Raw genomic sequence first — 12,651 nt, forward strand, 5'->3', positions numbered from 1 at the left:
GCGCCACCCATCACAAGGAGATATTCACATGCAACGCCGCACACTCATTCGCACCGCCCTCGCCTCTTCTCTCGCCGCCGGTCTTCCGGCCGCCTTCGCGCAGGGCGGCGGCAACTGGCCGACGGGCAAGGCCGTCACCTACCTCGTGCCCTTTCCCGCCGGTGGCACCACCGACGTGCTGGCCCGCCTGATCGGGCAGAAGCTCGGCCCCGTGCTGGGCACGAGCGTGATCATCGACAACAAGGGCGGCGCCGGCGGCAGCGTGGGCTCGGAGGTCGGTTCGCGCGCGGCGCCCGACGGCTTCACGCTGGTCGGCGGCACGATCAGCTCGCACGCAATCAACGTGAGCCTGTATCCGAAGCTCGGCTACGACCCGCAGAAGTCGTTCGCGCCGGTGACGCTGATCGGCACCAACCCGGTGGTGCTGGTGGTGAACCAGGCAAGCCCGTACAAGACGCTGAAGGACGTGATCGCAGCCAGCAAGACCAAGGCCGGCGGGCTCTCGTCGGCCTCGGCCGGCACGGGCACCTCGCAGCACCTGGCGCTGGAACTGATGGCCTTCAAGTCGGGCGTGAAGTTCACGCACATTCCGTACAAGGGGAGCGGCCCGGCGATCCAGGACGTGATCGGCGGACAGGTCGACATGATGTTCGACACCACGGTGGTCGCCGGCCCGCACATCCAGAGCGGCAAGCTGCGCGCGATTGCGGTCACCTCGTCGAAGCGGCTGGCCTCGATGCCCGACGTGCCGACGGTGGCCGAATCGGGCGTGCCTGGCCTGCAGGACTTCGAGGTCGTGTCATGGCAGGCGATCTTCGTGCCCGCGGGCACGCCGGCGCCGGTGGTCGACCGGCTGCACACCGAGATCCGCAAGATCCTCGCCGCGCCCGAGATGCAGGACAAGCTCAAGGGCTTCGGCATGGAGCCGGCCGACCTGAGCACCGCGCAGATCGCGGCCTTCCAGAAGGCCGAGGTGGAGAAGTGGGCGCAGGTGATCAAGGCTGCGGGCATCAAGGCCGACTGACGGCGAGCCCGAACCAAGGGAAGCTTCCTACGCTCCCGGGGAGAAGCGCTTTATAGAATGCCCTTCCGATTCCGCATTCCAGGCTTCTCCCACGTGTCCGACCGCTCCGCTGTACTGCCCCAATACCTGTTTCCGAAACAGGCACTGACCAATTTCGCCGGCTGGGTCGCGGGCAAGGAACGGGGCGCCGTGACGACGTGGATCATCCGGCGCTTCGTGGCCAAGTACGGCGTGGACATGGGCGAGGCGCTCGAGTCGGACATCAACCACTACAAGAGCTTCAACCAGTTCTTCACGCGCGAGCTCAAGCCCGGCGCGCGGCCGCTCGCACAGGCCGACCTGGTCTGCCCCGTGGACGGCGCGATCAGCCAGTTCGGCGCGATCCACGGCGACCAGATCTTCCAGGCCAAGGGCCACAACTACACGACCACCGCGCTGGTGGGCGGCGACGCCGCGCTGGCCGCGAAGTTCGCGCACGGCAGCTTTGCCACGCTGTACCTGAGCCCGAAGGACTACCACCGCATCCACATGCCCTGCGACGGGCGGCTGGTGCGCATGATCCACGTGCCGGGCGACCTGTTCTCGGTGAACCCGATCACGGCGCGCGGCGTGCCCGGCCTGTTCGCGCGCAACGAGCGCGTGGTATGCGTCTTCGAATCGGCGCACGGGCCCTTCGTGCTGGTGCTGGTGGGCGCCACCATCGTCGGCAGCATGGCCACGGTGTGGCACGGCGTGGTCAATCCGCCGCGCGTGGGCGAACTGCGCGAGTGGAGCTACAACGACCGGCAGATCGACATCCGCAAGGGCGACGAGATGGGCCGTTTCTTGCTCGGCTCTACAGTGGTCATGCTCTTCCCGGCACCTGCACTGGCCTTCAACCCGGCGTGGTCGCCAGGCCGCGCGATCCGGCTGGGCGAAGCCATGGCCGACTACGCCAACTTGTGAGGCTTTGTCTCACAGCCCGCATGCAGCATGCCTTTATAGCTATAAAACTAGTAGCATCCTCATCATTTGAGCTATAGTCGCCGGCCAACGAGACGGTCCGTAACCCACCACAAGAACGCGAAGCATCGCCCTGCCCCAAGGTCGACGGCCCGCCCAGCTTCGAGGAGATGATGTCGATGAGTACCAAGGAAAACGCAGCCGTCAGCCAGTTGCTCGCCCTGCTCGAAGCCCGTTACGCATTGCGCGTGCTCTGGGCCCTGCGCGATGGCCATGCGCAGACCTTCCGGCTGCTGCAGGACAGCGTGGGCGGCATCACTCCCAACACGCTCAACACTCGCATCAAGGAACTGCGCGAGGCCGGCATCGTCGGCCACGGCAGCGACGGCTACAGCCTCACGCTGAGCGGGCAGGACCTGCTCAAGCGCCTGTCCGACCTGCAGGCCTTTGCCGGCAAGTGGCAACTGGGGCAGCTCAAGAAGGCAGCAGCCCCGGCCGCACCAGCCACCGCCGCGGTTTCGCCAGCGGCCGTACCCGCTCCCGCCCCTGTGGCAGCCCCTGCTCCCACACCCGCGCCGCCCTCCGACGACACCAGCCAGACCTGAAGGACGACAGGCCGCCCTGCCCGGCCTCGGTAAACTCCGCGCCTTCGATCCATTGATCTCACATCGACGCAAGGAGCGTTTCCAATGCCCACCACCCCCTCCGGCCTGCAATACGAAGACACCGAAGTCGGCACCGGCGCCGAAGCCAAGGCCGGCCAGCACGTGCACGTGCACTACACCGGCTGGCTCTACAACGACGGCGCGCAAGGCGCCAAGTTCGACTCCAGCCGCGACCGCAACGACCCGTTCGCGTTCTCGCTGGGCGCCGGCCAGGTCATCAAGGGCTGGGACGAAGGCGTCGCCGGCATGAAGATCGGCGGCAAGCGCACGCTGATCATTCCCGCATCGCTGGGCTACGGCGCCCGTGGCGCCGGCGGCGTGATTCCCCCGAACGCCACCCTGAAGTTCGACGTCGAGCTGCTCGACGCCCACTGACCAGGGCTCGCCCCCAGGCTGCGCGGCACTTCGTGTCCGCTGCGCCAACCCCCCTACCGGGGGCGACACCTGAGGCCCGGCGAAGCCGGTTCCTCGGTGTCCCTCGCGAAAACCACTTCGCGACCCGTATTACGGCCCTTTCGGCCGCATTTTTACGCTTGAAAAGCCTTAGAGCAGCCCCATGTGGCTGGCTATCGTTTGTTTTCCGGCGCATGCCGGTTCTTTGAAAAATGTCTGACCCGCAACAATCCGCACAGAATTCCCAAATGCTGCAAGGCGAGCCAAGCCCCGAAGAACTGGAGGCAGCGCAAGCCGCCAATGAAGCCGAGGCGCTCGACGCCCTGGCCGTTGCACAAGGCGAGCTCGCAGCCCTGCAGACCAAGAATGCCGAACTGGCCGACCAGTACCTGCGCGCGCAGGCCGATGTGCAGAACGCCCGCCGCCGCGCCGACGACGAGATCACCAAGGCGCGCAAGTTCGCCGTCGAGGCTTTCGCCGAGAGCCTGCTGCCGGTAACCGACAGCCTCGAAGCCGGCCTGGCCATCAAGGACGCCACGCCCGAGCAGATCCGCGAAGGCGCCGAAGCCACGCTGCGCCAGCTCAAGAGCGCGCTCGAACGCAACAAGGTGATCGAAGTGGCGCCCGCGCCCGGCACCAAGTTCGATCCGCACCAGCACCAGGCCATCTCGGTGGTGCCCGCTCCCGAGCAGGAACCCAACACCGTGGTGAGCGTGCTGCAGAAGGGCTACACCATCAACGAGCGCGTGCTGCGCCCGGCGCTGGTCACGGTCAGCGCGCCGAAGTAACCGCCGGCGTTCATCGACACACAAGATTCCCACAGGAAATCCCCGCTTCATACCTTGAATCGCGACGGGTTATCCACAAGTTCATAACAACATATTTTTCAGGCTTTCAGGAGTAAAGAACATGGCAAAGATCATCGGCATCGACCTCGGCACCACCAACTCGTGCGTGTCGATCATGGAAGGCAACACCACGCGTGTGATCGAGAACTCGGAAGGTGCGCGCACCACGCCGTCGATCGTCGCTTACCAGGAAGACGGTGAAGTGCTGGTCGGTGCCTCGGCCAAGCGCCAGGCCGTCACCAACCCCAAGAACACGCTGTACGCGATCAAGCGCCTGATCGGCCGCAAGTTCGAGGAAAAGGAAGTGCAGAAGGACATCGACCTGATGCCCTACACCATCGCCAAGGCCGACAACGGCGACGCATGGGTGGAAGTGCGCGGCAAGAAGATCGCCCCGCAGCAGGTCAGCGCCGACATCCTGCGCAAGATGAAGAAGACCGCCGAAGACTACCTCGGCGAAACCATCACCGAAGCCGTGATCACGGTGCCGGCCTACTTCAACGACGCCCAGCGCCAAGCCACGAAAGACGCCGGCCGCATCGCGGGCCTCGACGTGAAGCGCATCATCAACGAACCCACCGCTGCGGCCCTGGCCTTCGGCCTCGACAAGCAGGACAAGGCCGATCGCAAGATCGCCGTGTACGACCTCGGCGGCGGCACCTTCGACGTGTCGATCATCGAGATCGCCGACGTCGACGGCGAGAAGCAGTTCGAAGTGCTGTCGACCAATGGCGACACCTTCCTGGGCGGCGAAGACTTCGACCAGCGCATCATCGACTACATCATCGGCGAGTTCAAAAAGGACCAGGGCGTCGACCTCAGCAAGGACGTGCTCGCCCTGCAGCGCCTGAAGGAAGCCGCTGAAAAGGCCAAGATCGAACTGTCGAACAGCGCGCAGACCGACATCAACCTGCCCTACATCACGGCCGATGCCTCGGGTCCGAAGCACCTGAACATCAAGCTCACCCGCGCCAAGCTCGAGAGCCTGGTCGACGAGCTGGTCGAGCGCACCATCGCGCCTTGCCGCCTGGCCATCAAGGACGCCGGCATCAGCGTGAACGACATCAACGACGTGATCCTGGTCGGCGGCATGACCCGCATGCCCAAGGTGCAGGAAAAGGTGAAGGCCTTCTTCGGCAAGGAGCCGCGCAAGGACGTGAACCCCGACGAAGCCGTGGCCGTCGGCGCCGCCATCCAGGGCCAGGTGCTCTCGGGTGACCGCAAGGACGTGCTGCTGCTCGACGTGACCCCGCTGTCGCTGGGCATCGAGACCATGGGCGGCGTGATGACCAAGATGATCACGAAGAACACCACGATCCCGACGAAGTTCGCGCAGACCTTCTCGACCGCCGAAGACAACCAGCCGGCCGTGACCATCAAGGTGTTCCAGGGCGAGCGTGAAATCGCTTCGGGCAACAAGGCGCTCGGCGAATTCAACCTCGAGGGCATTCCGCCGGCATCGCGCGGCACGCCGCAGATCGAGGTGAGCTTCGACATCGACGCCAACGGCATCCTGCACGTCGGCGCGAAGGACAAGGGCACCGGCAAGGAAAACAAGATCACCATCAAGGCGAACTCGGGCCTGAGCGAAGACGAGATCCAGAAGATGGTGAAGGACGCCGAGCTCAACGCAGACGAAGACAAGAAGAAGCTCGAAATCGTGCAGGCGCGCAACCAGGGCGAGGCCATGGTGCACAGCGTGAAGAAGTCGCTGGGCGAACATGGTGCGAGCCTCGAAGCCGCCGAGAAGGAAGCGATCGAAACCGCGATCAAGGACCTGGAAGAAGTCCTCAAGGGTGAAGACAAGTCCGCGATCGAGGAAAAGACCAACACGCTGATGACCGCGAGCCAGAAGCTCGGCGAGAAGATGTATGCCGAATCGCAGGCGGCCGCAGGTGCCTCGGCCGCTTCGGGCCCGGCTGGCGCGGAAGCTGCTGCGCACGCACAGGCCGACGACAACGTGGTCGACGCCGAAGTGAAGGAAGTCAAGAAGGGCTGATCTTCAGTCCATTGACCAAGGCTGGAACACCTGCAAGGGTGCTCCAGCCTTTCTCGCTTCAAGCTGCCCGAGTTCCCGCTGCTCCCCTGATCCGCTGATCGACCTGCCATGGCCACCAAACGCGACTACTACGAAACCCTCGGCGTCCCCAAGAACGCGAACGAGGATGAAATCAAGAAGGCTTATCGCAAGCTCGCGATGAAGCACCACCCCGACCGCAACCACGGCGACACCTCGAAGGAGGCCGAGGCCAAGTTCAAGGAGGTGAAGGAAGCCTACGAAATGCTGTCCGACGGACAGAAGCGCGCAGCCTACGACCAGTACGGCCATGCCGGCGTCGACCCCAACATGCGCGGCGGACCGGGCGCGGAAGGCTTCGGCGGTTTCGCGGAAGCCTTCGGCGACATCTTCGGGGACGTGTTCGGTGGCGGCGGCCGCGGCCGCACCAGCAGCGGGCGCCAGGTGTTTCGCGGCAGCGACCTGAGCTACGCGATGGAGATCACGCTCGAGGAGGCGGCCGAAGGCAAGACCACCGAGATCCGCATTCCCACTTGGGACGAATGCGACACCTGCCACGGCTCGGGCGCCAAGCCCGGTACCAAGCCCATTACCTGCACGACCTGCCACGGCGCGGGCGCGGTGCAGATGCGGCAGGGCTTCTTCAGCGTGCAACAGACCTGCCCCACCTGCCACGGCAGCGGCAAGATCATTCCCGAGCCCTGCACGGCATGCCACGGCCAGGGCAAGATCAAGCGGAACAAGACGCTCGAAGTGAAGATCCGCGCCGGCATCGACGACGGCCAGCGCATGCGCGTGACCGGCAGCGGCGAGCCCGGCGTCAACGGCGGCCCACCGGGCGACCTGTACATCGAGATCCGGCTCAAGAAGCACGAGATCTTCGAGCGCGACGGCGACAACCTCCACTGCGTGGTGCCCGTGAGCATGACCACGGCGGCGCTCGGCGGCGAGATCAACGTGCCTACGCTCAAGGGTGCGGCGGCCATTGACATTCCCGAAGGCACGCAAAGCGGCAAGCAGTTCCGCCTGCGCGGCAAGGGCATCAAGGGCGTGAACTCGAGCTACCCTGGCGACCTGTACTGCCACGTGCGCGTCGAGACGCCGGTGAAGCTCACCGAGCACCAGCGCAAGGTGCTGAAGGAGCTCGACGAATCGCTCAGGAAGGGGGGCGACAAGCACAGCCCGACCGACAAGGGCTGGTTCGACAAGGCGAAGGAATTCTTCAGTTGAACCGGACCCGCTTCCCTGGAGACTTCACCTCCGGCGGATGCACCTGACTCCACAAAGGGCCGCTCTGCGGCCCTTTGCAATGCTGGGTCTGCAAGCTGGTACATAAGGGCCGCAGCGACCCGCGGCAGGTACATCGACGGTGCGTTCCCGCCCCTTCGCGGGACGCGCCGACCCGCACCCAGGCATCTTTCCCACGTCAACACGCGCAAGGCGCCCATCAAAGAGTGGCGCGGGGATTGCTTTTATATTTTTTTTTCGATGTGCAATAAACCAAACGACAGATCGCGCGTTATTGCAGGAGACGTCTGTTTTTTGAGCCCCGAGACTCAATAGACGATGCTTTCCCGGAGAAAAGGCAAAAACGGACGATGGCCATTCGGCATAGGTGTTTTCACCCGGAGAGAATTAAGAACGCGAGCCTTTGAATTTAACTGAAATCCGAAAAGTAGTTCCTCTGTTTTTGTGGAACTTTACTTGGCAGTGTGGTTCTGAATTTACAAATGATTTGCCGGGTTCAGTCTTTGCTTTATGCTGATTGTTAGCAGTTTGTTGTAAGGGAGTTTTCCGCGGCATGCAGCCATGGGCAGGCACACCTTTAAATGTGCGCAAGGCCTTTGCTGCAAGCCATCGGGCCAAAAGCCCACTGACTTGATGGAGGCGTGACCATGGATGTGATCAGCAATTTTGCCGCCCGCTACGAGCGCACCCGCGAGGAAGTCATCTCGCTGCAGGATTACCTGGACATCTGCAAGCGCGACCCCACGGCCTACGCCACCGCGTCGGAGCGCATGCTCAAGGCCATCGGCGATCCCGAGCTGGTCGACACACGCAACGATCCTCGCCTTTCGCGCATCTTCGCGAACAAGGTCATCAAGATCTATCCGGCGTTCAAGGAGTTCTACGGCATGGAAGACGCCATAGAACAGGTGGTGTCCTATTTCCGCCACGCCGCCCAGGGGCTGGAGGAAAAGAAGCAAATCCTTTACCTGCTGGGTCCGGTGGGCGGCGGCAAGAGCTCGATCGCCGAGCGCCTGAAGCAGCTCATGGAGCACGTGCCCTTCTACGCCATTCACGGCTCGCCGGTCAACGAATCCCCGCTCGGCCTCTTCGACTCGATCGAGGACGGCGAGATCCTTGAAAAAGAATACGGCATTCCCCGCCGTTACCTGAACCGGATTCTCTCGCCCTGGGCCGTCAAGCGGCTCGAGGAGTACCGCGGCGACATCCGCCAGTTCAAGGTCGTCAAGCGCTTCCCGTCCGTGCTGCGGCAGATCGCCGTCGCCAAGACCGAGCCGGGCGACGAGAACAACCAGGACATCTCCTCGCTGGTCGGCAAGGTCGACATCCGCAAGCTCGAGACCTACGCCCAGGACGATCCGGACGCGTACGCCTACTCCGGCGGCCTGTGCCTTGCGAACCAGGGCCTGCTCGAGTTCGTGGAAATGTTCAAGGCGCCCATCAAGGTGCTGCACCCGCTGCTGACCGCCACACAGGAAAGCAACTTCAAGGGCACGGAGGGCTTCGGCGCCATCCCGTTCGACGGCATCGTGCTTGCGCACAGCAACGAGAGCGAGTGGAAGGCCTTCCGCAACAACAAGAACAACGAGGCTTTCCTTGATCGCATCTACATCGTCAAGGTGCCGTACTGCCTGCGCGCCTCCGAAGAAATCAAGATCTACGAGAAGCTGGTGCGCAACTCGTCGCTTGCCCAGGCGCCCTGCGCGCCCGGCACCTTGCGCATGATGGCCCAGCTCTCGGTGCTCACGCGCCTGAAGGAGCCCGAGAACTCCAGCACCTTCAGCAAGATGCAGGTGTACGACGGCGAGAACCTCAAGGACACCGACCCCAAGGCCAAGTCGATCCAGGAATACCGCGACTACGCGGGCGTCGACGAAGGCATGAGCGGCGTCTCCACGCGCTTCGCCTTCAAGATCATCTCGAAGGTCTTCAACTTCGACAGCTCCGAAGTGGCCGCGAACCCGGTGCACCTGATGTATGTGCTCGAACAGCAGATCGAGCGCGAGCAGTTCGCGCCGGAGGTCGAGCAGAAGTACATCAGCTACATCAAGGAGCTGCTGGCGCCGCGCTATGCGGAGTTCATCGGCAAGGAGATTCAGACCGCCTATCTCGAGAGCTACAGCGAGTACGGCCAGAACATCTTCGACCGCTACGTGACCTACGCCGACTACTGGATCCAGGACCAGGAGTTCCGCGACGTGGACACCGGCGAAGTCTTCGACCGTGCATCGCTCAACGCCGAGCTCGAGAAGATCGAACGGCCGGCAGGCATCGGCAACCCGAAGGATTTCCGCAACGAGATCGTCAACTTCGTGCTGCGCGCGCGGGCCGGCAACGCGGGGCGCAACCCGGCGTGGACCAGCTACGAAAAGCTGCGCGCGGTGATCGAGAAGAAGATGTTCTCCAACACCGAAGAGCTTCTGCCGGTGATCAGCTTCAACACCAAGAGCAGCGCGGACGAGCAGAAGAAGCACGAGGACTTCGTGACCCGCATGGTCGAGAAGGGCTATACGGCCAAGCAGGTTCGCCTGCTCTGCGAGTGGTACCTGCGGGTGCGCAAGAGTTCATAACAACGAAACCTCATTCGTCCTCTTTTTGCAAGGAGCTCTGAAACCATCGTGGCCATCCTGCAGCAGATCATCGACCGCCGGCTATCGGGCAAGAACAAGTCCATTGGCAACCGCGAGCGCTTCCTCCGGCGCTACAAGGGGCAGATCCAGGAAGCGGTGAGGCGCGCCGTCAGCGGCCGCAACATCCGCGAACTGGAGCAAGGTGAAGATGTGACCCTGCCGCGCCATGACGTGTCCGAACCGGTGTTCGGGCACGCGCGCGGCGGCGACCGCGAATACGTGCATCCGGGCAACCAGGAGTACCTGAAGGGCGACCGCATCAAGCGGCCCGAAGGCGGGGGCAGCGGCGGCTCGGGCAGCGGCGAGGCCAGCGACAGCGGCGAGGGCGAAGACGACTTCGTCTTCCGCCTGACGCGCGAAGAGTTCATGCGCGTGTTTTTCGACGACCTCGCGCTGCCGCATCTCATCCGCACGCAGATCGCCGACGTGCCGGAGTGGAAGAGCCACCGGGCCGGCTTCACGAGCGACGGCTCGCCCAACAACCTGCACGTGGTGCGCTCGATGCGCGGCGCGCTCGCGCGCCGCATCGCGCTGGGCGGCGAGCCTCGCAAGGAGCTCAAGCGCCTCGAAGCGCATCTGGAACACCTGAAGCAGCACCCGCAGGCCGACCAGGCGTTCATCCAGAAGGAAATACGAGAAACCGAAGAGCAGATTGCCGAACTGCGCCGCACCATGCGGCACGTGCCCTACATCGACCCTATCGACCTGCGCTACCGTAACCGCGTGAAGACGCCCGTGCCCAGCGCCAAGGCCGTGATGTTCTGCCTGATGGACGTGTCGGGCTCGATGGACGAGGCGCGCAAGGACATGGCCAAGCGCTTCTTCATGCTGCTGTACATGTTTCTGACGCGGCACTACGAGACCATCGACCTCGTGTTCCTGCGCCATCACACGCAGGCGCAAGAGGTGACGGAAGAAGAATTCTTCCACGCCACAGAGACCGGCGGCACCGTGGTGTCGAGCGCGCTGGTGCTGATGGACGAGATCATCAAGGCACGCTATCCGAGCGGCGAGTGGAACGTGTACGGCGCGCAGGCCAGCGACGGCGACAACTGGCACCAGGACAGCGGCCGCTGCCGCGAGCTGCTGGTCAACGACATCCTGCCCGTGGTGCGCTATTACGCCTACGTCCAGGTGGCCGAGACCGAGCAGAACCTGTGGCAGGAATACCAGCAGCTCGAAGGCGTTGAACCCAACTTTGCGATGCGCAAGGTGTCGGACGCGCAAGACATCTACCCTGTGTTCCGCGACCTGTTCAAGAAGGAAGGGGTGGCATCATGATCACCGAACGAGCGCTCGACCGCCTGCCCAGCCCTTCCGACTGGACCTTCGAACTCATCGAGACCTACCACACCGAGATTGCCCTCACCGCCAAGGGCTACGGCCTCGACGTGTACCCGAACCAGCTCGAAGTCATCACCGCCGAACAGATGATGGACGCCTACGCCAGCGTCGGCATGCCCATGATCTACCGCCACTGGTCGTACGGCAAACAGTTCATCTCGACCGAGAAGAACTACAAGCGCGGCCACATGGGGCTGGCCTACGAGATCGTCATCAACTCCGATCCGTGCATCGCCTACCTGATGGAAGAAAACACCATGGCCATGCAGGCCCTGGTGATCGCGCACGCGGCCTACGGCCACAACAGCTTCTTCAAGGGCAACTACCTGTTCCGGATGTGGACCGACGCCTCGTCCATCATCGACTACCTGGTCTACGCGCGGCACTACATCGCCGAATGCGAGGAACGCCACGGCCTCGATGCGGTGGAAGAACTGCTCGACTCCTGCCATGCGCTGATGAACTACGGCGTCGACCGCTATCGCCGTCCGCAGAAGCGTTCGCTGGCGCAGGAAAGCATCCAGCGCGCCGACCGCGAACGCCACATGCAGCAGCAGGTGAACGACCTCTGGCGCACGCTGCCCCGGCGTGCCGAGCAGGCGGCCGAGTCCGATGCGGCGCGGCGCTTTCCGTCGGAGCCGCAGGAGAACCTGCTCTACTTCATCGAGAAGAATGCCGCACTGCTCGAGCCGTGGCAGCGCGAGGTGGTGCGCATCGTGCGCAAGATCGCGCAGTACTTCTACCCGCAGCGCCAGACGCAGGTCATGAACGAAGGCTGGGCCACCTTCTGGCACTACACGCTGCTCAACACCATGTACGACCGCGGCCAGCTGGCCGACGGCTTCATGATGGAGTGGCTCAGCTCGCACACGGGCGTGATCTTCCAGCCGCCGGTGGGCCACCGCGCCTACAGCGGCATCAACCCCTATGCCCTCGGCTTCGCGATGATGACCGACCTGCGCCGCGTGTGCGAGAAGCCGACCGACGAAGACCGCCGCTGGTTCCCCGACTTCGCGGGCACCGACTGGGTCAAGACGCTCGACTACGCGATGCGCAACTTCAAGGACGAGAGCTTCATCGGCCAGTTCCTGAGCCCGAAGACGATGCGCGACTTCCGCCTGTTCTCGATCCGCGACTACCAGAGCGAGGCCGAGCTCGAGGTGTCCGCCATCCACGACGACAGCGGCTACCACGCATTGCGCGAATCGCTCTCACGCCAGTACGACATCAGCAGCCGCGAACCCGACATCCAGGTGTGGAGCGTGGCCACACGCGGCGACCGCTCGCTGACGCTGCGCCACACACAGCGCAACAACCTGCCTCTGCACGACGGCGCGGAAGAAGTGCTGAAGCACGTCGCGCGGCTCTGGGGTTTCGACGTGCACCTGGAGAGCATCGACAGCGCTGGGCGTATCAGCCGCAGTTGGAAGGCTACTGCGCCCAAGCAGCTCTACTGACAATCGCGCATTGGTGTTCGTTCGGGGCGCGATCACGCCGACGGGGGACATTCGCGCAGGGGAGTACCCGGTGGTCTGTGCAC

General features: G+C 63.7%; 9 protein-coding genes and 1 pseudogene. All 10 read left to right on the top strand.

Going from position 1 to position 12,651, the window contains the following annotated elements; genetic code table 11:
- Positions 1 to 28: 28 nt before the first annotated feature.
- On the top strand, positions 29 to 1,024 hold the full coding sequence (locus ASC92_RS24200) for a Bug family tripartite tricarboxylate transporter substrate binding protein (protein WP_056520817.1): 996 nt from the start codon (positions 29 to 31) through the stop codon (positions 1,022 to 1,024).
- Between the two features lie 93 nt (positions 1,025 to 1,117).
- Positions 1,118 to 1,969 carry an archaetidylserine decarboxylase gene (asd, locus tag ASC92_RS24205; RefSeq protein ID WP_056520987.1) on the top strand — a complete coding sequence of 284 codons (852 nt, stop codon included), beginning with the start codon at positions 1,118 to 1,120 and terminating at the stop codon, positions 1,967 to 1,969.
- Positions 1,970 to 2,145: 176 nt separating this feature from the next.
- Positions 2,146 to 2,448, top strand: a pseudogene (locus ASC92_RS24210) (winged helix-turn-helix transcriptional regulator); the annotation flags it as partial.
- 207 nt (positions 2,449 to 2,655) lie between these two features.
- Positions 2,656 to 3,006: an FKBP-type peptidyl-prolyl cis-trans isomerase gene (locus ASC92_RS24215; RefSeq protein ID WP_056520819.1), complete on the top strand. Its 351-nt coding sequence runs from the start codon at positions 2,656 to 2,658 to the stop codon at positions 3,004 to 3,006.
- Positions 3,007 to 3,236: 230 nt separating this feature from the next.
- A complete protein-coding gene (grpE, locus tag ASC92_RS24220) occupies positions 3,237 to 3,812 on the top strand; it encodes a nucleotide exchange factor GrpE (RefSeq protein ID WP_082519701.1) in 576 nt (191 codons plus the stop codon).
- A gap of 121 nt (positions 3,813 to 3,933) precedes the next feature.
- Positions 3,934 to 5,871, top strand: coding sequence for a molecular chaperone DnaK (gene dnaK, locus ASC92_RS24225; protein ID WP_056520823.1), 1,938 nt, complete (start codon positions 3,934 to 3,936; stop codon positions 5,869 to 5,871).
- A gap of 108 nt (positions 5,872 to 5,979) precedes the next feature.
- The gene (gene dnaJ, locus ASC92_RS24230) at positions 5,980 to 7,119 is read left to right on the top strand and encodes a molecular chaperone DnaJ (RefSeq protein WP_056520825.1); all 1,140 of its coding nucleotides are present in this window, start codon (positions 5,980 to 5,982) and stop codon (positions 7,117 to 7,119) included.
- 665 nt (positions 7,120 to 7,784) lie between these two features.
- Positions 7,785 to 9,707, top strand: coding sequence for a PrkA family serine protein kinase (locus ASC92_RS24235; RefSeq protein WP_056520827.1), 1,923 nt, complete (start codon positions 7,785 to 7,787; stop codon positions 9,705 to 9,707).
- 48 nt (positions 9,708 to 9,755) lie between these two features.
- Positions 9,756 to 11,048, top strand: coding sequence for a YeaH/YhbH family protein (locus tag ASC92_RS24240; protein WP_056520829.1), 1,293 nt, complete (start codon positions 9,756 to 9,758; stop codon positions 11,046 to 11,048).
- Positions 11,045 to 12,568, top strand: coding sequence for a SpoVR family protein (locus ASC92_RS24245; protein WP_056520831.1), 1,524 nt, complete (start codon positions 11,045 to 11,047; stop codon positions 12,566 to 12,568). Before ASC92_RS24240 ends, ASC92_RS24245 begins: the two co-directional genes overlap by 4 nt.
- Positions 12,569 to 12,651: the final 83 nt, after the last annotated feature.

This window comes from Variovorax sp. Root411, from assembly GCF_001425205.1.
Taxonomy (GTDB): Bacteria; Pseudomonadota; Gammaproteobacteria; order Burkholderiales; family Burkholderiaceae_C; genus Variovorax.